At 62.2% G+C, this 23688-nt stretch carries 20 protein-coding genes; 9 read left to right on the top strand and 11 right to left on the bottom strand.

The annotated features are described in order from the left end of the window. Positions 1–8 precede the first annotated feature (8 nt). Positions 9–797 carry a hormone-sensitive lipase gene (locus ACOYQJ_RS07420; protein WP_422905382.1) on the top strand — a complete coding sequence of 263 codons (789 nt, stop codon included), beginning with the start codon at positions 9–11 and terminating at the stop codon, positions 795–797. Here the strand turns inward: ACOYQJ_RS07420 and ACOYQJ_RS07415 are convergent. From ACOYQJ_RS07415 to ACOYQJ_RS07405, 3 genes are read right to left on the bottom strand one after another with little or no spacing between them, the layout of a single operon-like run. After that, entirely contained in the window at positions 789–1136 is a 348-nt protein-coding gene (locus tag ACOYQJ_RS07415; RefSeq protein ID WP_422905381.1) for a hypothetical protein, read from the bottom strand. The genes ACOYQJ_RS07420 and ACOYQJ_RS07415 overlap by 9 nt on opposite strands. A gap of 36 nt (positions 1137–1172) precedes the next feature. Further along, positions 1173–1883, bottom strand: a complete 711-nt coding sequence (locus ACOYQJ_RS07410; RefSeq protein ID WP_422905380.1) for a DUF599 domain-containing protein — start codon at positions 1881–1883, stop codon at positions 1173–1175. A gap of 3 nt (positions 1884–1886) precedes the next feature. Beyond that, positions 1887–2297 (bottom strand): CopD family protein, encoded by a 411-nt coding sequence (locus ACOYQJ_RS07405; RefSeq protein ID WP_422905379.1) that lies wholly within the window; start codon positions 2295–2297, stop codon positions 1887–1889. Positions 2298–2457: 160 nt separating this feature from the next. On the opposite strand from ACOYQJ_RS07405, the gene ACOYQJ_RS07400 reads away from it, so the two are divergent. From ACOYQJ_RS07400 to ACOYQJ_RS07365, 8 genes are all read left to right on the top strand, one after another. Beyond that, complete coding sequence (locus ACOYQJ_RS07400) at positions 2458–3906, top strand: FAD-linked oxidase C-terminal domain-containing protein (RefSeq protein WP_422905378.1); 1449 nt, start codon at positions 2458–2460, stop codon at positions 3904–3906. Positions 3907–3981: 75 nt separating this feature from the next. Beyond that, positions 3982–5106, top strand: coding sequence for an FAD-binding protein (locus ACOYQJ_RS07395; RefSeq protein ID WP_422905377.1), 1125 nt, complete (start codon positions 3982–3984; stop codon positions 5104–5106). Then, positions 5103–5453: a hypothetical protein gene (locus ACOYQJ_RS07390; protein ID WP_422905376.1), complete on the top strand. Its 351-nt coding sequence runs from the start codon at positions 5103–5105 to the stop codon at positions 5451–5453. Before ACOYQJ_RS07395 ends, ACOYQJ_RS07390 begins: the two co-directional genes overlap by 4 nt. Position 5454: 1 nt before the next feature. After that, the gene (glcF, locus tag ACOYQJ_RS07385) at positions 5455–6747 is read left to right on the top strand and encodes a glycolate oxidase subunit GlcF (protein ID WP_422905375.1); all 1293 of its coding nucleotides are present in this window, start codon (positions 5455–5457) and stop codon (positions 6745–6747) included. Between the two features lie 156 nt (positions 6748–6903). After that, a complete protein-coding gene (locus tag ACOYQJ_RS07380) occupies positions 6904–7632 on the top strand; it encodes a trypsin-like serine peptidase (protein ID WP_422905374.1) in 729 nt (242 codons plus the stop codon). A 35-nt stretch (positions 7633–7667) separates the two neighbouring features. Then, on the top strand, positions 7668–8444 hold the full coding sequence (locus ACOYQJ_RS07375) for a trypsin-like serine peptidase (RefSeq protein WP_422905373.1): 777 nt from the start codon (positions 7668–7670) through the stop codon (positions 8442–8444). Between the two features lie 127 nt (positions 8445–8571). Beyond that, on the top strand, positions 8572–9042 hold the full coding sequence (locus ACOYQJ_RS07370; protein ID WP_422905372.1) for an Hsp20 family protein: 471 nt from the start codon (positions 8572–8574) through the stop codon (positions 9040–9042). A 156-nt stretch (positions 9043–9198) separates the two neighbouring features. Beyond that, complete coding sequence (locus tag ACOYQJ_RS07365) at positions 9199–10095, top strand: LysR family transcriptional regulator (protein WP_422905371.1); 897 nt, start codon at positions 9199–9201, stop codon at positions 10093–10095. A gap of 33 nt (positions 10096–10128) precedes the next feature. Here ACOYQJ_RS07365 and ACOYQJ_RS07360 read toward each other — a convergent pair whose 3' ends face one another. From ACOYQJ_RS07360 to ACOYQJ_RS07325, 8 genes are all read right to left on the bottom strand, one after another. Then, positions 10129–11856: a GMC family oxidoreductase gene (locus tag ACOYQJ_RS07360; RefSeq protein WP_422905370.1), complete on the bottom strand. Its 1728-nt coding sequence runs from the start codon at positions 11854–11856 to the stop codon at positions 10129–10131. A gap of 219 nt (positions 11857–12075) precedes the next feature. Then, a complete protein-coding gene (locus tag ACOYQJ_RS07355) occupies positions 12076–14232 on the bottom strand; it encodes an esterase-like activity of phytase family protein (protein WP_422905369.1) in 2157 nt (718 codons plus the stop codon). A gap of 145 nt (positions 14233–14377) precedes the next feature. Further along, a complete protein-coding gene (locus tag ACOYQJ_RS07350; RefSeq protein ID WP_422905368.1) occupies positions 14378–16336 on the bottom strand; it encodes a vWA domain-containing protein in 1959 nt (652 codons plus the stop codon). Beyond that, positions 16333–16866, bottom strand: a complete 534-nt coding sequence (locus tag ACOYQJ_RS07345; protein WP_422905367.1) for an RNA polymerase sigma factor — start codon at positions 16864–16866, stop codon at positions 16333–16335. Before ACOYQJ_RS07345 ends, ACOYQJ_RS07350 begins: the two co-directional genes overlap by 4 nt. Before the next feature lie 76 nt (positions 16867–16942). Beyond that, complete coding sequence (locus tag ACOYQJ_RS07340) at positions 16943–18982, bottom strand: glutamine amidotransferase (protein WP_422905366.1); 2040 nt, start codon at positions 18980–18982, stop codon at positions 16943–16945. Continuing rightward, positions 18979–21741, bottom strand: a complete 2763-nt coding sequence (locus tag ACOYQJ_RS07335) for a DUF4159 domain-containing protein (protein WP_422905365.1) — start codon at positions 21739–21741, stop codon at positions 18979–18981. Before ACOYQJ_RS07335 ends, ACOYQJ_RS07340 begins: the two co-directional genes overlap by 4 nt. After that, on the bottom strand, positions 21738–22616 hold the full coding sequence (locus tag ACOYQJ_RS07330) for a DUF58 domain-containing protein (protein ID WP_422905364.1): 879 nt from the start codon (positions 22614–22616) through the stop codon (positions 21738–21740). Before ACOYQJ_RS07330 ends, ACOYQJ_RS07335 begins: the two co-directional genes overlap by 4 nt. Further along, positions 22613–23620 (bottom strand): AAA family ATPase, encoded by a 1008-nt coding sequence (locus tag ACOYQJ_RS07325; RefSeq protein WP_422905363.1) that lies wholly within the window; start codon positions 23618–23620, stop codon positions 22613–22615. Before ACOYQJ_RS07325 ends, ACOYQJ_RS07330 begins: the two co-directional genes overlap by 4 nt. Between the last annotated feature and the right edge of the window lie 68 nt (positions 23621–23688).

Raw genomic sequence — 23688 nt, 5'->3', positions numbered from 1 at the left:
GGAATTTTATGGAACTTGATGATGCCTATGCCAATGCCGCCTATATTCCTGACGCGGCTGAGTTTCCTCCCAAATGGGAGGCGCTGGCCGATGCCTTTCGCAAACGCCTGTCCGTCACCGGCAAAGCGCGGTTGGGCGTCATGTACGGACACGGAACGCGGCAGGCGCTGGATTTGTTCCTGCCCGAAGGCGTTCCCAAGGGTCTTTGTGTCTTTGTCCACGGCGGCTATTGGCTCAAATTCGACCGGTCTTTGTGGTCCCATCTGGCGGAAGGAGCGGTAGAGCACGGCTGGGCGGTGGCCTTGCCCTCGTACGATCTTTGCCCGCGCGTGCGAATTGCCGACATCACGCGGCAAGTGGCACAGGCGATCGCCGTGGTCGCCCACGAGATCCCGGGGCCGATCCGGATGACCGGGCATTCTGCCGGCGGGCATCTGGCGGCCCGCATGGCCGAACCCGGAGTGCTGCCCGATGATGTGCGCGCCCGTCTGGCCCATGTCATGCCGATCTCACCCGTGGCGGACCTGCGCCCGATGATGCGGACCTCGATGAACGCGGACCTCAGGATCGACGAAGACGAGGCTCAGGCCGAAAGCCCGGCCTTGCATCCGGCGCCTGAGGTGCCTGTCACCGTCTGGGTCGGGGCCGACGAACGTCCGGCGTTTCTGGAGCAGGCCGAGGCTTTGGCCAAGGCATGGGGCTGTGGACATGTGGTCGAGCCGGGTAAGCACCATTTCGATGTCATTGAGGCGCTGGCCGATCCGGGCAGCGACATGGTGGCCAGGCTGCTAGGGTAGTGTGACGGGGGTACGTTCCGTGTTCCAGCCATCCAGCAGACAGCGCGCCCGGACATACAGCCGCGTTGCGCCCTCTGGCACGGCAATGCCGCCAAGTGAACGGGTGAATGGCTGTTCGGTCTCGTGCGGGTGGACAAGGACGCGGGTTCCAAGAACCTCTCCGTCCTCGGTCTCGATCCGCCAGCCGTCGGCGTAGTGATCCCATCCGGTATCGGGATGGCGTAGGGTCACGGAAAAGCTGTGGCTGTCGCCCTGCGTACGGGTTGTGACCTTAATGACCTTGGGTGGCTCGGCGATGGCGGCGTTGGCAAGCAGGGTGAGGGCAATGGCAAATTTCATGCGCGTCAACCTATCAGGCCCAAGCGCCGCGCAAAGTCACGTGTCCGTGCGGTCGATTGTGGTCAGCAAAACCGCCCGCGACTGCGAGGCAAATTCGCGCCGCAAAATGACGCCCGCCGTAAACAGCCCCGCCGCGATCAGCGCAGGGGCGCCCGCAAGCCATGCAACAGATGCAATGCCAAAGTAGACCGACCGCAGCCCGCGGTTATAGCTGCGGGCCGCGATAATGTTGATCTCGCCTGCTTTGGCGGCGCGGGGCAGGGCCAATGCATCGGTTTCATCATTTGGCACTGCGGCCATCAAAATGGCGCAATAGCCAAACAGCCGATGCGACCAGACGAACTTGAGAAAGGCATTGGCGGCGAAAGCCAGCATCAGGAACAGCTTGATTTCCCACACAAAGAGCGGATCGGCGGATTGCGTCAGGTCCTGCGCCACGCCGCGCAGCCGTTCGGTATTGCCCAGCAAGGCAAAGCCGCCCCCAATGGCGATCATGCTGCCCGATGCGAAAAAGGCGGTTCCCTGTCGCAACTGGCCAACGATCTGGCTGTCAAAGATCCGGGGCTGACGGCTGACGAACTGGACCATCCATTCGCGCCGGTACTGCGCCATGAGGCTTGAGGTCGATGGGCGCGATTTCGGCGAATGCTCGATCATCTGGGTCGAGACCAGCCAGACCAACACCAGCAACCCGACAGCGACAAAATCGAGCGTGGAAAACAGGGCAAGGCGCTGGGTCAGGTCCATGGCTCAGAAGGGCTGGGCCACGACGACCCAAAGGATCGCAATGGTGCCGATTACACTGACCTCGTTGAAGATGCGTAGGTAAAGGTCAGATTCGGTGAAAATCCCCTGTTGCGCGCGCTTCACCAGCCGCCCGGTCCACAGGTAATGCCCCAGAAGCAGCAGCACCAGCGTGATCTTGAGGTGCACCCAGGCGGGCCAGCCCAGCCAGTGCGCGTACCAGAGCCCGGTGATAAAGGCGATCACGGCCAAGCCCGCCGAAAAGCGGTACAGCCGATAAGTCAGGTCGCCCAAGGGACCGTTTTCCCCAAGCTTTTCATATTCGCGCTTCCAATAGATGATGGCGCGCGGCACGGCGAAAATGGAGGTCATCCAGCCCATCACGCAAAGAATATGTATGATCTTCACCCATGTCATAGGCGCACCTGACCCCGAAGCACGGCGAAGTGCAAGATGCAGCGCGGGATGCGGCGAATTGGGACTCGCAAAATCGGGATTTTGGTTATATAAAATTACCAATTCATGTGATTTGCGTTGGCTGGATCTATGCGCCACGCCCGCGAAGGGGGGATTACCCATGCAGATGCCGGAACCTGATGCCAATATCCTGTCCCGCAAGGCGGCCATCGTTGCGCGATTGCGCACGGTTTTGCCAGCCGACGCCGTGATCGACGACATCGCCGAGACGCGCGCCTACGAATGTGACGCGCTGACCGCCTATCGCTGTCCGCCTTTGGCCGCTGTTCTGCCATCGTCCACCGAAGAAGTTTCCAAGGTCTTGCGCATCTGCTTTGAAGAGGGGGTTCCGGTTGTTCCGCGCGGATCAGGCACTTCGCTGGCGGGGGGCGCTTTGCCCACGGCAGACAGTGTTATTCTAGGTGTGGCGCGGATGAACGACGTGCTCGAAACCGATTATGAGAACCGCTTTATCCGGGTGCAAACCGGGCGGACGAACCTTTCGGTCACCGGCGCGGTAGAAGAAGAGGATTTCTTTTACGCGCCCGATCCATCCTCGCAGTTGGCCTGCGCGATTGCCGGGAACATAGCCATGAACTCGGGCGGGGCGCATTGCCTGAAATACGGCGTGACGACCAACAACCTGATGGGCGTGACGCTTGTGCAGATGGACGGTACCGTGTCCCGGATCGGGGGCGCGCATCTGGATGCGGGCGGGCTGGATCTGTTGGGCGTGATCTGCGGCAGCGAAGGGCAACTGGGCGTCGTGACCGAGGCCACTCTGCGCATTTTGCGCAAACCGGAAGGCGCGCGGCCCGTTCTGATCGGTTATGACAGTAATGAGGTGGCGGGCGCCTGCGTCAGCGACATCATCAAGGCGGGCGTTCTGCCCGTGGCGATCGAATTCATGGATGCGCCCTGCATCCGCGCGACCGAAGATTTCGCCAAGGCAGGCTACCCCGATTGCGAGGCGCTGCTGATCGTCGAGGTCGAGGGCTCCGAGGCCGAAATCGCCGAACAACTGGAAAAGATCACTGCCATCGCCCGCCGACACAACCCGGTCGAGCTGCGCGAGGCAAAGGATGCGGACGAAGCGGCGCGCATCTGGTTAGGTCGCAAGTCTGCCTTTGGTGCGATGGGCAACATCAACGATTACATGTGCCTTGACGGGACGATCCCGGTGTCGGAACTGCCCTATGTGCTGCGCCGCATCGGTGAGATGTCCAAGGAATTCGGGCTGGACGTGGCGAACGTGTTCCACGCCGGTGACGGGAATATGCACCCCTTGATCCTGTTCAACGCCAACCAGCCGGGCCAGCTGGAATTGTGCGAGGCTTTCGGGGCGGAAATTCTCAAGCTGTGCGTCGAGGTGGGTGGCTGTCTGACGGGCGAACATGGCGTCGGGATCGAAAAGCGCGATCTGATGGTGGATCAGTATGACCCCGCTGATCTTGAGGCGCAGATGTCCATCAAGGATGTGTTCGACCCAAGGTGGCTGTTGAACCCCGCCAAGGTGTTTCCGCTTGCCGCGTCCGAAGGGCGGCGCGCTTTGCCTTTGGCGGCGGAATGATTGAGCTTTGACGCTGCGCCGAAACAATGGCGCATCAGTGACGACTCTTCGCGAAATTTGAGGATCAGTGAAACCATGAGACCTGAGACCGAGGCCGAACTGGCCGAGATGATTGCCGGGGCAACCGGGCCGCTGCATATTCGCGGCGGCGGGACACGCTCGATTGGTCGGGCGATTTCGGGCGAGGTGCTTGAAACCGGGGGGCTGTCGGGGATTACGCTGTATGAACCGGGATCGTTGACGCTGGTTGCGAAGGCCGGAACCCCCTTGGCCGAGATTGAAGCCGCGCTTGACGCCGAAGGCCAAAGGCTGGCCTTCGAGCCAATGGATTATCGCGGTTTGCTGGGCACCAGGGGCGAGCCGACGATTGGCGGTGTCGTCGCGGCGAATGTCAGCGGGCCGCGCCGGATACAGGCCGGGGCCTGCCGCGATTTCCTGCTGGGCGTGCGCTTTGTCGACGGCGCGGGGCAGGTGGTCAAGAACGGCGGTCGCGTGATGAAGAACGTGACCGGCTATGATCTGGTCAAGCTGATGGCTGGCAGTTGGGGCACTTTGGGAGTGCTGACCGAGGTCAGTCTGAAAGTCCTGCCGACACCCGAGGCGGCGGCCAGTATCCTGATCGACGGTCTTGATGACGCCGAGGCGGTCAAGGTCATGGCGCGGGCGCTGGGCTCTCCTTTCGAGATCAACGGCGCGGCACATGTGCCGATCGGCTTGGACGACACGCCCGTCACGATGCTGCGGATCGAAGGGTTTACCCACTCGGTGGCTTACCGTGCCGGGCAGCTTTCGCAGATGTTCAAGGATCATGCGGTCCGGGTCGAGAGTGATTCCGCCAAGGTCGCCGAGGGCTGGCGCTGGGTGCGCGACGTGGCCCCCATGCAGGATGCTGCTGGCGATGTCTGGCGGATCAGTTGCAAACCCTCCGATGCGCCGGGTCTGACCGCGCGTCTGGGCGCCAATGCTTTGTTGTACGACTGGGGCGGCGGGTTGATCTGGGCGCTTATGCCCGAAGGCGCGGATGCCCGCGCCAAACTCGGCACCTTTGACGGCCATGCTACCTTGATCCGAGGCAGCGAAGCCAGCCGCCGCGCCTTGCCGGTGTTTCAGCCGGAACCCGCGCCCGTGGCGGCATTGACCCAGGGAATCCGGAAAAAATTTGACCCGCGCGGCATTCTCAATCCGGGGCTTATGGCATGATGTTTCTGATGACGGTCGGCGCCTTTGTCGTGACCTTTATCGGTGGGCCCCTGATTTGCGCGCTGATCTTGCGACTGCCGGCCAAGCCCTCGACGCTGATTGTTCTTGGCGTCGGCGTGGTGGGGGCTGTCATGCTGGCTCTGAGAATGCAGCAGATGGGCGCGGACAGGGCGGTGGGATCGCTTGTCGCGCTTTGGCTGGCTTGGGTTCTCGCGGTGGGCATGGTCGCTCTGGCGGTCCGCCGACATATGACCGGACCCCGCGCCAGCCGCTGGCTGACCGTGATCGCTCTTTTGACAACAACGCTCCCGTGGTTCGGATTGGCCACGGCCCGATTGATGGTTTGACATGCAGACGAATTTTACCGACGCCCAGTTAAAAGACCCCGGCACAGCCCGCGCGAATGAAATTCTGCGCAGCTGCGTGCATTGCGGATTTTGCACCGCGACCTGTCCGACCTACCAAGTACTGGGGGACGAGTTGGACAGCCCCCGGGGGCGAATCTACCTGATCAAGGACATGCTGGAAAACGAGCGCGTCCCGGATGAAAAAACCGTCAAGCACGTGGATCGCTGCTTGTCCTGTCTGGCCTGCATGACAACCTGCCCGTCCGGCGTGCATTACATGCATCTGGTCGATCATGCCCGCGCCTACATCGAAAAGCACCACAAGCGGCCTTGGTCAGATCGCGCCCTGCGCTGGATTCTGGCGCGGATCATCCCCTATCCAACGCGCTTCCGGCTGGCACTTTTGGGGGCTAAGATCGGACGGCCCTTTGCGCGCTTCATGCCTGACCCACGCCTGAAGGCGATGCTCGAGATGGCGCCAAAGACCATTCCGCCGGTCAGTCTGAACGATGACCCGCAAAGCTTTCCCGCAAAGGGTACGCGAAAGATGCGTGTGGCGTTGATGACAGGCTGTGCGCAAAAGGCGCTGAACACCGATATCAATGACGCCACGATCCGGCTTCTGACGCGGCTCGGCGCCGAGGTGGTTGTCGCAAAGGGCGCCGGATGCTGCGGCGCGCTGACCCATCACATGGGTAAAGAGAGCGAAAGCCACGCCTCGGCGGCGAAAAACATTCGCGCCTGGAGCAAGGAAATGGCAGGCGACGGGCTGGACGCCATCGTGATCAATACCTCGGGCTGTGGCACGACGGTCAAAGACTATGGCCATATGTTCCGCAACGATCCCTTGGCAGATCAGGCTGCGAAAGTGGCCGGTTTGGCCAAGGATATCAGCGAAGTCCTGATGCAGCTTGAGATTGCACCGGGTCAGACCAAAGGGCTGCGCGTGGCCTATCACGCGGCCTGTTCGTTGCAGCACGGCCAAAAGATCAAGACCCACCCCAAGACGCTGCTCAAAAAGGCGGGCTTTGAGGTTGTCGAGCCATCCGACAGCCACCTGTGCTGCGGATCGGCGGGCACATATAACCTGTTGCAACCAGAGATTTCGCAGCAACTGAAGGCGCGCAAGGTCCGCACGCTCGAGGCGAAAAGTCCGGATATCATCGCAGCGGGCAACATTGGGTGCATGATGCAAATCGGCTCGGGCACTGACGTGCCGATCGTACACACGGTGGAACTGCTTGATTGGGCGACGGGCGGTCCCAAACCGCGCGCTTTGTCTGCAGATGAATAGCAAAGACGTCGCAGATACAAACTAGCGCTTGCCCTATTTTTGCCGCACCGTTCTTTTAATTGGTTAGGCAAAAAGCGGATTGATTACGTGCGATTTACAGCGATTCTTGTCGCGCTCCTTTGGGGCGCAGCGGTTCAGGCGCAGGGGCTTTTCTCAATGGAAAGTCGCCAAGATGGCCGCAAGTGGGAGGCTGTCGGTCGTCTTGAGATCGCTGGCGACGCCTTTTGCACGGGCGCATTGATCGCGCCAGACCTTGTTCTGACCGCCGCGCATTGCCTGTTTGATCCAGCCACGGGGGCGGCTGTTCCGACGGACGAGATCCAGTTTCTGGCCGGCTGGCGCAATGGCCGCGCGGCGGCCTATCGGCGCGTTCGTCAGGCAGTGCACTTGCCGGATTACGATTTTTCCGGCCCGACCGATACCAACCGCGTCCGCAAGGACCTTGCGCTGATCGAATTGCAACACCCGATCCGCAACACCACGATTACTCCGTTCGCGACCCACCCGCGCCCGGAACAGGGCGCTGAAGTGGGCGTGGTTTCATACGCGCACAACCGCTCGGAAGCGCCGTCGTTGCAAGAGATGTGTAACGTGATCTCGCGGCAGCAGGGCATACTGATCCTGTCCTGCGAGGTCGATTTTGGCGCGTCAGGCTCACCGGTTTTCACCTTTGACAAGGATGGCACGCCCAGCATTGTGTCGATCGTTTCGGCCAAAGCAAAGGACGAAACCAATGGCAAACCAATCTCCTTGGCGACATCGCTTGAGGGCCCGCTGGACACCTTGCGCGCGCTTTTGTCCAACGGGGCCGGTCTGACCTCGGGTCTGGTCCGGCAAGCGGCCGGGGATCGCAAGGATACAGGTGCCAAATTCATAAAGCCGTAGGATTTCTGACTCTTCTTTTGGCGGTTTTGGGGGCTATGGCCTCTGCGCAACAGGCCAACTTTGATGTGATGGACCGGCGCGGCGAGTTGCTGGGATGGGAGGCTGTGGGCCGTCTTGACTCGGGCGGCGGATTTTGCACCGCAACCTTGATTGCCCGCGATATCGTTCTGACGGCTGCGCATTGTGTCTTTGACCAAAACGGCCAACCGCTTGCGGCCGAGCGTATCCGCTTTCGTGCGGGGTATCATCGCGGCCAGTCCATCGCAGATCGCCGTGTGGTGAAATGGGTTGTGCCTGATGGTTACCAAAGGGCGGCCACATGGTCGCACGATGCCTCGATGGTGCCACGCGACGTGGCGCTTTTGCGGCTTGACCGCGCCATCCACGCCGCCGAGGCCAATCCCTTCAGGGTCGCCAGCGCTCCAGCGCAGGGCAGCGCGGTCAGCGTTGTCTCCTACGGGCAGGGACGCGCCGAAGTCCTCTCGCGGGAGGCAAGCTGCGCCCTCACCGGGCACTATCGCGACGGTATTCTGACTTTCGACTGTGACGTGACCTTTGGATCCAGCGGCGCACCGGTCTTTGTGCGTGAAGACGGACGACTGCGCATCCTGTCGGTGATCTCGGCGATGGGAAGTCTGGAGGGTGGCAGCAAAGTCGCCTTGGGCATGACCCTGCCGGATCAGGTTCAGGCGCTCATGGCGCGATTGCGATCCGATGCGGCCCGTCCGATTGTGACCAAGGGTGCCCGCCGTGTCGGCGTCGGAGAGCGCAACAATATCGGCGCACGTTTCGTGACACCCGGCGGGGGTTGAAACGGCAAATTTTCCTCCCCATTTGAATGGCACCGGGGTGCCGATGATCGGGCTCTGGTACAACTCTGACGTCTGTCCCTGATGGGAGGGCGCCGCAAAATTGGTTTCGCTCAAATGGAGGATTCCCATGCGACACTTTGATTTCGCCCCGCTGTACCGGGCAACCGTTGGCTTTGACCAGATCGCAGACATGATGGACCGTGTCCTGTCCAGCGATGTCAGCCAGCAAACCTATCCGCCTTACAACATCGAGAAAACCGCCGACGACGCCTATCGTATTTCGATTGCCGTCGCAGGCTTCTCGGATCGCGACCTTTCGGTCGAGGTGAAGGAACAGGCGCTTGTCGTCTCGGCACGCAAAGCCGAGGAAGACGAAGGCAAGACCTTCCTGCATCGCGGCATCGCCACCCGCGCCTTCGAGCGTCGTTTCCACTTGGCCGATCATGTCCGCGTCATGGGGGCCACCCACGAGGACGGCATGCTGCACATCGACCTGAAACGGGAAATCCCCGAGGCCTTGAAGCCGCGCCAGATCGAAATCGCCACGCCGACCGTCTCGGTGGAAAAAGACGTGGTTGACGCGAAAACTGTCAACTAAGCCTTATTTGCGGGCACCGAAGGCCCCGGGTCCTCCCGCCCGGGGCCTTTTTGCGTCTGCTGTCAATCTTGGCGGAAATTCTGCTCGGCTGTCGCTGTGGCCCCTTTGATTCTGAAAAGACATTGACAAAACTCCCACCAATCCATGCAATGTCGTATGGATTGGCGTTCAGTCACCTTCGATTGGAACCGCGCGAGGGCGTTTCTTGTCACCGCCGAAGAGGGGTCCCTTTCGGCGGCGGCGCGGGCTTTGGGGATGACCCAGCCAACCTTGGGTCGTCAGGTCACCGCGTTGGAGGAAGAGCTTGGCGTCATGCTGTTCGAACGTGTCGGTCGCGGGCTGGTTCTGACCAAGGCAGGCACGCAACTGATGGACCATGTCCGGGCCATGGGCGAAGCTGCCGCTGCCGTCTCGCTCGCGGCGTCTGGACAGGCGCAAGAGGTCGAGGGGCATGTCGCCGTCACCGCCTCGGAAATCTATTCCATGTGGCTGTTGCCGCCCGTCCTGCGCCGCCTGCGCGATATCGCGCCGGGGATAAAGGTTGAGGTGGTCGCTTCGAACGCCATCCGCGATCTCAAACGCCGCGAGGCCGACATCGCCATTCGCAACGCGCGCCCGGACCAGCCCGACCTGATCGGCAAATTGGTGGCTGAAGATCGGGGCAGCTTTTATGCCACGCCCGCTTATCTGGACAGACTTGGCCCTGTCAGTCAGCCGGATGATCTGGTGGAGGCCGAATTTATTGGCCTCGAAGACAACGCCAGCTTTATCCAGGCCCTGAACAAGCGCGGTATCCCGGTGACCGAAAAGAATTTTTCGGTGACGGCCACAAACCACATGGTTCATTGGGAAATGGCGCGCGCCGGGCTGGGCATCGGGGTTGGCCCCTGCGGGCTTGGCGATGCTGACAGGGACCTGCGCCGCGTACTGCCGGAGGTGCTGATCGCCTATCCAGTCTGGCTGGTCGCACACCGCGAATTGCGCACCAGCCCAAAGGTTCGGATCGTCTGGGATCTGTTGGCCGAAATGCTGCCCAACCTGATCCGAGGGTAACGGGGGCAGCAACGACCGCCCCCGCCATTCGTCTTATGCTGTAAGGATATCCCCCGCCCGTTCGCCGATGATCACGGTTGGCGCCATGGTGTTGCCGGTCGAGACGCGCGGCATGATCGAGGCATCGGCGATGGTCAGCCCCTCGACCCCATAGACTGACAGGTTGGCATCCACGACGGACATCTCGTCCCGGCCCATCTTGCAGGTACAGCTTTCGTGGAAATAGGTTCCCGCAGCGTTCTTCGCGAAGTTCTGCATGGCTTCGGGCGAAAGGGGGCCCGGCATGACCTCGCGTTTGACGAAATCCTTCATCGCCTCCGAATTGCCGATCTCGCGGCACAGCTCGATCGACCGCACCACGGCTGTCAGATCGTCGGGATGGGACAGGAACTTTGCATCGACCTTGGCCTGTGCCATGGGATCGCTGCTGTCCAGATAGACGCGCCCCCGGCTTTTGGGTCGCACAAGCCCCGGAGAGATCGTCCAAGCCCCCGCGGGCGGGCCATATTCCGGCCCGGTGACCTCGGTCGCATAGGGCACTTCGATCTGGAAAGGCTGCATGTCCGGCCCATCCAGCGCCGAGTCGCTCTTCCAGAAAAAGGTTGCCTCGGCGAGCGAGTTCTTGGGCGCCTGTGGTTCGTTGTATTCCCAGATGCAACCCGCGACGAGAACGTGGTCTTGAAAGTTCTGACCGACACCGGGCAGATCCACGATGGTTGGCACGTCGATCCGGTCCAGTTCGGCCTTGGGACCGATCCCCGACAGCATCAGGATCTTTGGCGTGTTGATCGCCCCCGCGGACAGCACCACGCGGGACGAGGCAGCGACGGACTTCATCTGCCCGTCTTTGACAAAGTTCACACCAGTGACCTTGGTGCCGTCCATGATCAGGCTGGTCGTTTCGGCCCCGGTCAGCAACGTCACGTTGCCCTGCTTGAGAACCGGGTACAGATAGCTTTGCGGGATGTTCACCCGCCGCCCGTTCTTGATTCGGACGTTTGCCAGCGCCGCGCCGCCCTCTTTCTCCATCATCTCGCCGTTCATGTCGGCATAGGCCGGGATGCCGACGCTTTCGCAGGCGGTGAGCATGGCGGGGGCGATTGGGCAGGGGTCTTGGACTTGCTCGACCCAGACCTTGCCGCCCTTGCCGCGCCGCGCAGGGTCTTCGACACCCTGCCAATCCTCGATGCGTTTGTAGATTTCCAGAACGCTGTCGTAGTTCCATGCCGCATCACCGGCTTCGTCGGCCCACATGTCAAAGTCGTTCTTGTGGCCGCGCGCCCAGATCTGCACATTGATCGACGATCCGCCGCCCACAACCTTACCCATCGGCAGGATGATCTGGCGGCCGTTCACGCTGTCAGCCGCATCAGCGGTATGGCCCCAGTCCCGCTCAGAGCGTAGGTTGGTGGGCCACATTGCCGGGTTCAGAACGGCTTCAAGTTGATCTGTCCCGCCAGCCTCCAGCACCAGAACCGAAGCGCCGGTTTCGGCCAGCCGCCCGGCCACCGTTGCGCCGCCGGTGCCAGACCCAACCACCACATAGTCATAGGACGCCTGCAGCGCCCGCGCGTTGTACAGCTGGGTGATCGCGGCATCACCGCCGTCTTGCGCCATGGCGCGCACGGCACTGAGCGAGGCCCCGGCAGCCAAGGCAAGCTGCATGAACCGCCGTCTGCCGATCTTGCCGCGATAAAGGGCTGCTTCCAAAGCGTTGACGATATCCCCCGCAGAAAGCGGGCTCGGATGATTGCGAAACATAGGTTTCCTCCCTGGTCCTGACGCTTTGCCAAAGACCCTCCTCCTTTGGCATGCGCGTTGACTATGCAATATGTTGCACCAATGGGCCAAGGTTCACGGAATTCGATTATTCGATCAAGGTTATCGTGGTCGTAGATGCATGAAATTGCACAGGCAAAACGACGCGAAAAACCCCACGCCGAAGGACGCGGGGTTGATTTATTGAGCTATTGGAGGTGTTTAAAGCTTGCCGAGGCTCCAGAAGAAGGTCTCGCCCGAGCTGTCATCGACGCCGTCATTGTCGGTGCTGACCCACGCGCTGCCGTCCTCAAAAATCGCCAACCCCTCGACCTTGTCGACCACATAGCCGCCAAAAGACTGAAGGTCGGGGATCAGGTCGCGGACCTCTTCTTTGCTGACAACGGGCAGATCGCCGCCCAGCGGCGCGGGCCGCATATCAGCTGCTGGGATGCGATAGATCTTCTTGATTTTGGCTGCTTCGCCGATCTGGTTGTCGCGCTCGATGACATAGAACCAGTCACCATGTGCCACGATCTCGGACAGGCCAACCCAGCCGGTATCGGGCGCCGCCTTGGGATACAGCACCGCGCCCCATTCCTTGGTTTCAAGGTTATAGGACAGCAGTTTGACGTGATCCTTGGGATCGTCTTTCCATTCTCGCTGAATGGCCATCCAAAGGGTGTCGCCAACCTTGGTGATGCCTTCAAAGCCAAAGCGCTTTTCGACCGCCATCAACTCGGATGGCAGGCCGATCTCTTCTTTGATCTCGCCCTTGGCGTTGACGTGGTACAGCGCATGCGGAACAAGGCGGTCCGTCCGGCCTTCGGAGGCGATCCAGAACCCGCCGTCGCCATCGAGGGTGATCCCCTCCATGTCCAGCTTTTGTGCAGCCTGGCCGTTGCGCGTCACTGGCAATGCTTTGATGATCCGCGCCGGGGTCTGATTTGTGTCAACGGTGAAGATCGTCGGTTGAAAGGCGTAAAAGCTGTCATTGACGAAATAGACCACGCCATCTTTGCCAGCGACCATGCCGGAATTGGCACCCCAGCCGATCAGCGTGTCAGCGCCCGCCGAGGTGATCTGCGGATAGGTCGCCGGCGTGTCCTGATATTCGTAGATCATCACATGAGCCCGCACGCCGCCTTCTGGGCCAAGGTCTTTTTCGTTGGCGGTGACGAACAGGTTGCGGTCCGGGATCGCGATGATCCCTTCCGGCGCGATGCCCGACGGCAGAACCTGTTTGAAGGCCGGGTTGGCCGGGTCGGTCACGTCGTAGACGCTGACGGTTGAGGAACGTTCGCCCAGCACAAAGGCGTAGGGTGTCCCGCCAAAGCTGGCGAACTCCATGCCCTCGGGCTCGACTCCCTTGGCGTCCGACCGTTTGTCCGGGTAATGCCCGGCCTGAATGATCGCGGTTTCGAAATCCGAGCCGGATTCGAAAACCTCGGTCCCGTCCTTGACAAAAACGGTGATCGAGCGCGATCCACCATCCATATCGCCCTCGTTGGCGATCATGAAATGCGTGTCGTCCAACCATTGCACGCCGTCAGGTTCGCGCAGGCGGCCCATCTGCGCGCCGGTGAATTCCAGCGAGGCGCGGTCGTCCTCGGTATCGATCCGCGTCAGGTCCACGGCACCGGCCGAGAAATGGTTTATCACGGCACCATCGGCCCCGATCACCACCATTTCATTGTTTTCCTGCATGGTCAGAACGATCTCGCCCAAACCGTTGACGTCTACGAACTCGGGTTCCGGGTCTTCGGGGGCGATTTGCGCAAGACCGGTCATGTCGATCTTCTGGATCGAGGCGCAGTCGGGCTGGCCATCCGTGATCGTCACTTTCGATACCCAACCGGCGGGCATCTGGCCGACGCGGCCATCGCCTGCATCCTCGTCGCGCTCGTTCTCGATGGCGACGACGATGAACGTTCCGGCGTCGTCATGCGCGGTGCTGTCGGGCTGGCCGCCCAGATCGCAGGTTGCGGTAATTTCGCCCGAGGCCAGATCAAGCGCGACCAGTTTGCCGCCCGGATTGGTGTAGCTTTCCGAAGTGTTCACCGCGACGTAACCAGTGTTGCCGATCACCGTGACCGAGGTCGGCTCGCCTCCCATATCGGTGTTGCCCAGTGGTTTCGGCGCGCGCGGGTCGGTGATGTCGACGCGCCCCACCACACCCAGCGGGCTATCGGTATAGATCAGCGTCATGCCGTCCTCGCTGGCGGCAATAATCTCGGCGCTGCTTTCGCGGGCCCGGTCTTCGCCATCGGCCATATTGTGCGGCGTGGCAAAGCTGGCAATGCGGTTGAAATTCATTTCGGCGCTGGCGGCGCCGGCGATCAGCGCAAGGGCGCTGGTCAGGCAAAGCATACGGGTCATGGGATCCCCCTGTCATAACGTATCCGCGCCGGAGTGCCGATGAGTTGTAACAGGGGCATGATGGTTTGGTAACAAGGCTTTGAAAGTAACCCGCCCCTGTCGAAACGGGGGGGCGTGGCCCCGGGACATGCCCGGGGCGCATCCGTTATTTGGACAGGCTTTGTGCCAGCCGCATCAGGGTCACGGCCTCTTGGCGATAGCCATAGGGGTCATCGCCACGCGCGCTTTGCGCCAAGGCAATGGCTTCATCATAGCCGAAATTGCCCAGCAGGTCTGAGCCCTGCAACAATTGCCCAAAGCCCGCCACAGCCAAGGCGAAATCCGCGTCGGGCAGCGGTGCTGTGCCCTTGGTGATCGGGGTTTCGATCAACTGGCTGTCATCGGCCCCCGGCGCCTTGTAGCGCAGGCGCAAGAAACCAAGTTCAGTGCTGTCGCTTGTCACCGTCTGCGCGCCATAGCGGAGCGGATCGGTCATGCGCGCGTCCGAGCCGACGGGCGTGATTTCGTAAATCGCGGTCACTTGATGGCCTGCGCCAATCTCGCCCGCGTCCACCTTGTCGTTGTTGAAATCCTCGCGGCGCAGCGCCCGGGTCTCATAGCCAATCAGCCGGTACTCGGCGACGGTGCTTGGGTTGAATTCGACCTGAATCTTGACGTCATCGGCGATTGGCACCAAGGCGCCGGTCAACTGGTCCACCAGCACCTTTTGCGCTTCGGACAGGGTGTCGATATAGGCCGCCATGCCGTTGCCCGTCTGTGCAAGCGCTTGCATCGTGGCATCGTCCAGATTGCCGCGGCCAAAGCCCAGAACGCTCAGGTAAGTGCCGCTGTCACGCTGCGTGGCGATAAAATCTTTCAGAGCGTCCGGATCGCTGATCCCGATGTTGAAATCGCCATCCGTGGCAAGGATCACGCGGGACACCTCGCCGTCTTCGGTCATTTCCTTGGCGGTGTCATAGGCCTGTTGCAGACCAGCCTGGCCGGCGGTTCCGCCACCGGCTTGCAGATTATCAAGCGCGGCAAGGATGGTGTCGCGCTCCGTGGCGGGGGTCGGGTCCAGTACCCGGCCAGCGCTGCCAGCGTAAGTGACAATCGAGACCGAGTCTTCGGCGCCAAGTTGGCCAAGCATCAGCCGGAAAGACTGCTTCAAAAGCGGCAGTTTGTTGGGTTGATCCATGCTGCCGCTGGTGTCGATCAGGAAGACGAGGTTCATCGCCGGGCGCGTGGCGGGCAGGGCGCCCTGCAACCCGATGTGCACGATTTGCGTGCCTGCACGCCATGGGCTGTCGCTGACGCCAACGCTGGCGCGGAAAGGCGCGTCGCCTTCGGGCGCGGGGTAATCATAGGGGAAATAGTTGACCATCTCCTCGATCCGCACGGCTTCTTTCGGCGGCAGATACCCGGCAGTCAGCGAATTGCGGATGATCGACCAGGAGGCCGTGTCGACATCGATCGAAAAGGTCGAAACCGGGTCTTCTGCAGTAACCTTGATCGGGTTCGCTTCGGCCTGCGGAAAGGCCTCGGTATCGGCTTCGGGCGCGATGATGCTGTCTGAAGGGGGCGGCGCGGGCAGGGTGATCGGGCCCTCGGCCTTCATGAATGCGCCGCCCGCCGCTGGTGCTGCTGCTCGCGATTGTACGCTCGGTGCCGGGGCGATATTGGATGCGGCCGCGTCATCAAAGACGATGACGGCCTCGTCTTCGGGTGCTTCTTCGGTTGCCGCGTCGGGCAGGATCACAGGCTCCAAAGCGCCCTTGCTACCGGTTTCATGCACCGCGTCGCTTTCAGTCACGGTCAAGCCGGGGCCTTTCGGGCCGGGCATATCCTGCAAGACCGGGATCAGGGCCACCATGGCGACGGCCACAAGGGCCGTGGTCGCGGTCAGAACGCCGCGCGAGGACAGGGTTTTGGTCAGCATTTTCATCACTCCTTTGACAGGCCCCTCTTTGGGGCGGTCAGAGGTGTGACGCGCCGCGACTCCGTTTCCTTGGAGCGCGTCAAAATTTTTCATCGCGAGTGCGATATTCTCCGCGCGCTTGTCCGGGTCAGGCGCAGGCGTGGCCGCGTCCAATGCGCGTTTGAGATCGTCCAGATCGTCGCTCATGCCTCGGCCTCCTTCATCTGTTTCAGTTTCTTTTTCGCCTCGGAGATGCGCCAGCTTATGGTGCCTTCCGAAACGCCAAGGATGCTTGCCACCTCGGCATGGCTTAACCCTTCGAGCACCAGAACCAGCGTTTCACGCAACTCGGGCGGGGTCAGCGCGTCCATTGCCAGCCGCAGCCAATCCATTCGCTCGGCGGTCTCGGCATCTGCGGCCCTGCGACTGATTTCCCAATCGCCCCAACCTTCGGCGGCGCGGGTATGTGTGGCCAGTCTGCGAAACCGGTCGCGCGAGGCGTTCACCGTGATGCGATACAGCCAAGTGGTCAGCCGTGCCTCGCCGCGAAAGCTGCGTAGCTTGGCGGGCAGGGCGGCACAGATATCCTGAGTCAGATCCTCGGCATCGGCGCGGCTTCCGGTCAGGCGAAAGGCCAACGCAAAGACACGGTCATGCACCCTGCTTATCAGCAGGGCAAAGGCCGTGCGGTCGCCATCTGCGGCGGCGCGGGCAAGGTCCTCATCACTGGCTTTCATGCGCATCACATTGGATCAGACGCGCTGGCTTGGCCATTCCTTGGGATCGAAAAGAATTTTCTGCAAAATTCTTGTCTCAGTTCCGCCCTTCGCGCAGCCAAGCGCCGACAATCAGAGCCGAGGCAAGGATCAACACCAGCCACGCGGGCAGCAGCGGTGATTGGCGGACGTCCAGCGTTTCATAGGCCGCGCGCGGGGTGATCCCGATCCAGCCGCGTCCTGCAGCGGGGCGGCCTTCGCGGACATTGCGGATTTGCGGCAGACCCTCTTCTATCCGCGGAATGCCGCCGCGCAGGTTGTCGATCAACGGTTTCAGCGCCTCTCCGCTTGCGATGGTTTGCTCAAACTCGCGCGGCGCGGCGGGGCCAAGACCGATCACGGCGCTTTGGTCGCCTTCTTCCAGACGGTAGAGGCCGATTTCAGGCCCTTGAAACAGCGCTTCGAAACGGCCCGGGCTGACTTCGGACAGCGGCACCTCGTCGGTCGTGCCATCGGGATGGGTGATGGTCACGGCGCCCACGTCGTCCGACAGAGAGCGGCGTATGATGCGCATGGTCTGGCCCGTGGCCTCGGCCCAAAGCGCCTCTTCCTCCAGTTCGGGTTCCTTCATCATCCAGTGCGCCAGCCGGCGCAGAAGTTCCAGTTGCGGCCCGCCGCCCTCAAAGCCGCGCGACCACAGCCAGGCATGATCCGAGGCCAAGAGCGCCACGCGCCCCTCGCCTACGCGGTCGAGGATCAGAAGCGGGCGGTCATCAGCTCCGGACATGACGACCTCGCCGCGATCGGGGCGAAGTTCGATCTGGCGCATCCAGCGGCCCCATGTGTCGGCGCCTTGCAGGCCAGCGGTCACCGGGTGCCTTTCGCCCAGATCCGTCACCTTGGGGCGATAGCCCTGTTCGACCACGCGGGCGGTTGGCTCAGCTGGCAAAACCTCGGCAAGGGGTGAGCGATAGATGGAATCCGCGCTGGCAAAATCCGGCCCTGCAGCAACCAGAACGGCGCCGCCGGTTTCGACATAGTTGCGGATGTTGTCCAGATAGATCGAGGGCAGAATTCCGCGCCGTTTGTAGCGGTCAAAGATGATCAGATCAAAATCGTCGATCTTTTCAAGGAACAGCTCGCGCGTTGGGAAAGCGATCAGGGACAGCTCGTTCACGGGCACGCCATCCTGCTTTTCCGGCGGGCGCAGAATGGTGAAATGCACCAGATCGACGCTGCTGTCGGATTTCAGCAGGTTGCGCCATGTGCGCCCCCCTGGATGCGGCTCGCCGCTGACCAGAAGCACGCGCAGACGGTCGCGCACCCCGTTGATCTGCACAAGCGCGGTGTTGTTTCGGTCGGTCAATTCGCCCGAAGCTTCGGGGACGGTGAACTGGATCACGTTCAGCCCGCCGTGCGGCAGGGTTATGGGCAGGTTGAGGTCTTCGCCAATAGGAACGTTGAATTCCTGCGGATCCTCGCCGTCGACCGAAATCAGAAGCGGGGTGGACCGATCGCCCGGGGTCGCGCCATCGTCTTCGACGCGCAGGGTCAGCTCCACCTCTTCGCCAAGGATGGCAAAGGCAGGCGCGTTGCGAACGATCAGCCGCCGGTCCCAGTCACTGCTGCGCCCGGTCAGAAGAAGGTGCATCGGGGCGGGCAAATCGGGGGCGCGCTCGAGGTCATGCAAACGGCCGTCGGACAGCAGGAAGACCCCGGCGATGCGCCCGCGCGGCTCTTCCGCCATGGCGGTGGAAAGCGCTGTCATAAGCTGGGTTCCGGCATCGCCTTCACCATCGCCCACGGGAATGCGCCGGACTTCGGTATTGGGGCGGGCGTTCAGCTGCGCCTCAAGCTGATCGGCGGTGTCTGCGGTGACACCTGCCCGTTCGGCCAGTTGCTGCGAGGCGCTTTGATCGACCAGCATCAACACGATATCGGCCAGCGGCGCGCGGTTTTCGATCTGGTAAGACGGCTGCGATAGCGCAGCGACCAGCACAGCCCCCGCCAAAAGACGCAAGGCCCAGCCGGACAACCCACGCCAAAGCGCAAGCAGAGCGCCGCCAAGGGCCAGGGCACCGAGGCTGGCCACCAGCCACCACGGCAAGAGGGGGTCAAATACGATCTGTCCGGTCATTGTCCCAACCTGTCGAGCAAAGCAGGCACGTGCACCTGATCGGATTTGTAGTTCCCGGTGAGCACATGCATCACCAGATTGACGCCAAAGCGGTTGGCGATTTCGCGCTGGCGTTCGCCGCTATAGCCGCGGCCCAGCGGCAGCAGCGGGGCACCCTGCGCATCCACTGCCCATGCTGCAGCCCAATCGTTGCCACCGATCACCACAGGCGTGACATTGTCGTTCAAATTACGGAACGGCATTCCGTCGATCAGTTCGGCATCTGGCGGCGCTGCCTCGACCCAGACATCGCGGCCGACATAGCGGCCTGGAAAGTCCTGCAACAGATAGAAGGTGCGGGTCAGGACATGATCTTCGGGGATCGGCTCCAGCGGAGGAATGTCCAGCGGGCGCGCCAGTTCCTGCAACTTGCGCCCGTTGGGTGTATTGGCGCCAAAGCCCGCAATATCCGCATCGCGCGTGTCAAACAGGATCATCCCGCCTGATCGCAGGTATTCGTTCAGCTTGGCATAAGCGGCATCGGAAGGCGTTGGCTGGTCGGGCGTTATTGGCCAATAGAGCAGTGGGAAAAACGCCAGTTCGTCGGTTTCCAGATCAACGCCCATCGGATTGGCCGGCTCGATCGAGGTGCGGAAGAACAGCGTATCCGACAGCCCCTTGAGCCCCGCATCGGCAAGGTCATCCAGCCGCGTGTCGCCGGTTAGAACATGGGCAAGAACCACTTCGGAGGTGGCGGCGATCGCCCGATCGTCATCCTGCGCCTTCGCGCCCTGCGGGTTCAGTGCCAGTGCTGCCAGCAGCACCATGACCGGGGTCGCCTTTGGCCCCCGCAGTCGTCCCGACAGTGCAAGCGAGGCGATCACATCCGCAAGCAGCAGCGCGATCGCAAGGCCCAGCAGCCAACCGGCCAGCGGTGTTTCGCGCGGCGTGCTGAGACCCTGAACGGGAATGCGGTCCGGCCAGACAACCGGCGCAAGCTCGGTCTCGGCGGTCACGACGTTCCGTGCAATACTGCGATCTTCGCCCTGATAGACACCGGGGCGCAGATCGGGACCAAGGCGCGCGGCCACCAGATCTTCGCCCGCGACACCGGGCAGGGTGCCCGCATCGCGCAGTACGCCAAAGGCATCGAGAACCCGGATCGGCTGCCAGATGGTGCCTTCCAAATCCTCGGCCTCGGGCTGAGCGGCGGACGACGATACCGCCAATCGTTCTAGCATCTGCACGAACAGTCCCGAAAGCGGCAAGCTGGACCATTCAGCGTTGGCAGTGACGTGGAACAGCACGATCTGGCCCTGCCCCACGCGTTTACGCGTGACCAGCGGAGTGCCGTCCGTCAGTTGCGCGATCACGCGATCCGCCAGATTGGGATCAGGTTGCGCCATCACCTGCGAATTTACGGTCACGTCCTCCGGAATGGCCAGGCCGAAAAACGGGCTGTCATCGGGGAAGGGGGCAAGTGTCTTGGGTTCGCCCCAGCTCATGGCGCCGCCGACGGTGCGGCCTCCGGCGCGCAGACGTACCGGCATCAGCGGGTCTTCGGCGTCGCGGCTGACATCCGAGGCGGCCAGACGCGGACCGGCAAAGCGCAGCAGCATGCCGCCGTTGTTCAGCCATTCATCCAGACCGTCCTGCTCGGCGGCGGACAGGGTGGCCACATCGGCCAGAACGATCACATCTGGATTGGCGGGCAGAATGTCGGACAGGGCACCATCCAGAATGTCCGCGCTGGGGGCCAGAGCCTTGTGGAGGTAATGCAGCGGCGACAGCAGTTCGAGCCCTTCGCGATCCTCGCGCCCGGCGATCAGGGCAATCTCGCGCCGCCGCAGGCTGTCGTCCGGCAAGGTCACGGCACCGGCGCTGCGGTTGCCTTCGATTTCGAACCGGGTGATGCGGGCGCGCATTTCGGCGGGGATGGCAAGCTCGGTCTCGGCCAGCAGCGCATCTGCCGCAAAGGTGACGGGTGAGCGGACAAGCACCGCAGGATTGCCAGCCGGGTCCAGCCCATTGCCCGCCAAAGTCACCTGCACCTCTGGGCCCGGGCGCAAACGGTGCAGGGTCATCTGCAAGTTGCCATCGGCAAAGCGCGGGGGTTCCAGCGCGTAAAGCGATCGGGGGCTTTCAAAGACGCTGACCCGACCTTTGCCTTCAAGCGCGCTCAGCAGATCTTCGCGCCCGTCACGGGCCAGACCGTCAGACATCCACCAACTGTCAAATCCTTCCTCCGGCAGCAGTTCGATGGCTTGGGCGACGCGTTCGGCCCCCGGCTCCCACGGTTCGGGCAGGATGCCGGTCAACCGGCTGCGTAGCACATCAGCAGACAGGAACTGGACCGGCTGCGGATCGGTCAGGCGCATCAGCGCCACGGGGCGCTGCTCTCGCCCGGCTTTGGCAAGAAGCCCCTCAAGCGAGGTCATGCGCGCGCGCCAGTCATTGGCCGAGGCCCAGCTGGCGTCCATCACCACAAGCAGCGGCCCGGTACCTGCGGCCTCGCCTTCGTTCTCGGGGTTCAGCACGGGGCCAGAGAGGCCGATGATCACGGCGGCGACCGCCAACATGCGCAGCAGCAACAGCCACCACGGCGTGCGGTCGGTCACCTGCTCTTCGTCTTTCAGGCCAAGCAAAAGGACCACGCCGGGAAACAGTCGCCGGATGGGGGCCGGGGGCACGGCGCGCAGGATCACCCATAGGATCGGCAGCGCCAACAGGCCCAGCAAAAGCCAGGGTGCGGTAAACCCAAGTGCACCAAACAAAGTCATCCGTGGCCCCCGTCCATGGCCCGATACAGCCATAGCAGCGCCGCTTGCGCGCTGGTGTTTGTGTGATGGCAACTGAATTGCCAGCCGGTCAGGCGACAGAGGTCTTCCAACCGGGCTTTGCGTTCGGCAAGGCGCTCAAGATACTTTTCGCGCAACTCCCCGGCCTTGAGCGTTTCAAAGGCCAGGCTACCGCCCATGCTTTCAAATATCGTGCGCCCGTGGAAAGGAAAGCTTTCTTCGCTGGGGTCCAGAACCTGCAATAGCAGTCCGCGTACACCCCGGTCGGCGGCCTTGGTCAACGCAGCCTCGACCGCTGTGATGTCACCCAGAAAATCCGACACGAACAGAGCGCGCGAATGCGGGATGATGCCGCGAGCTTCGGGTTCGGCATAGTCATCCTGGCCTTCTGCGCTGAACACCTCGGCCAGACGCAGGATCTGAATGTCGCCGCGGCGCGGCGGCAGGCTCCAACCGGTCAAGCCAACGCGCTCACCGGCGCGGATCAGCAGGATCGAAGCAGCCAAAGCGATCAGCCGGGCGCGATCCGCTTTGGAAGGCAGCTCCTTGCTGCTGGAAAAGCGCATCGAGGCGCCGGGATCGACCCAGACCTGAACACTTTGCGCAATCTGCCATTCGCGTTCGCGCACGAACTGCTCGTCGCCACGGCCCGAGCGCCGCCAGTCGATCTGGCGATAGCTGTCACCGGGGCGCAGCGGGCGATATTGCCAGAAATCGTCACCCATCCCGGCACGCCGACGGCCATGTTCGCCCAGCAGGACGGTTCCGGCCAATTGCTCGGCCCGGGCCAGCAATGCCGGAAAACGGCTGGCCTCTTCCTGAGCATTCTGGCGAAGGGTTGTGACGGTGGCTGTCACGCGGCGGCCTCGCTCCGCGACATGCTGCCCGCGATCTCGTCAATCAGCGCGCCGAGATCCTCGCCGCGCGCCCGCGCCGAGAAGGTCAGCGCCATTCTGTGAACAAGCACCGGGCGGGCCATATCCAGAACATCTTCGGGGCTAGGTGCCAGACGTCCCTGCAAAAGCGCGCGCGCCCGAACGGTCATCATCAGCGCCTGCGCGGCACGCGGACCGGGACCCCAGGCGACCATCTCGCGGACGCGGTCAGGTGCGGCGGGATCGTCCGGTCGGAACGCGCGGACCAGATCGAGGATCATTTCGACCACGGCATCCCCAACCGGCATGCGCCGCAGAAGGTGCTGCGCCGCGATCAGGCTGGCACCGTCAAAGACCTCGTGCGCCTCGGCCTCTTCGACGCCGGTCGTCGCCAGCAGGATGTCCTTTTCTGTTCCGCGATCGGGGTAGGGTACGTCGATCTGTACCAAAAAGCGGTCCAGCTGGGCTTCGGGCAGGGGGTAGGTGCCTTCCTGCTCAATCGGGTTTTGCGTTGCGAGAACGTGAAACGGCGCCTCTAGTACGCGGGTTTGGCCCGCGACCGTGACGACTTTTTCCTGCATCGCCTGCAGCAAAGCGGACTGGGTGCGCGGCGAGGCGCGGTTGATCTCATCGGCCATCAGAAGCTGGCAAAAAATCGGGCCTTCGATGAATTTGAAGGCACGCGAACCGTCCATCCCGGTTTCGAGCACTTCCGAGCCCAGAATATCGGCGGGCATCAGGTCAGGCGTGAACTGAATGCGGTTTCCATTGAGGCCCATGACCGTGCTCAGCGTTTCGACCAAACGGGTTTTTCCCAGCCCCGGAAGGCCGATCAACAGCGCGTGACCGCCGCACAGTAAAGCCGACAGAGTCAGGTCAACCACCCGTTCCTGACCGATAAAACGGCTGGTGATCGAACGCTTGGCCTCAGCCAGACGGACCTCAAGTGCCTCGATATCGGCGACCAGATCTTCGGCCTGCGCCATGTTATTTCTCCTAGTTGGACTATATACTTGGGTATGAGTGTATCTCTTGGGAAGGAAATGGCAAAAGT

This window comes from Pacificoceanicola algae, from assembly GCF_049341065.1.
GTDB lineage: Bacteria > Pseudomonadota > Alphaproteobacteria > Rhodobacterales > Rhodobacteraceae > Pacificoceanicola.
This window is presented reverse-complemented; position numbering and strand designations above follow the sequence as displayed.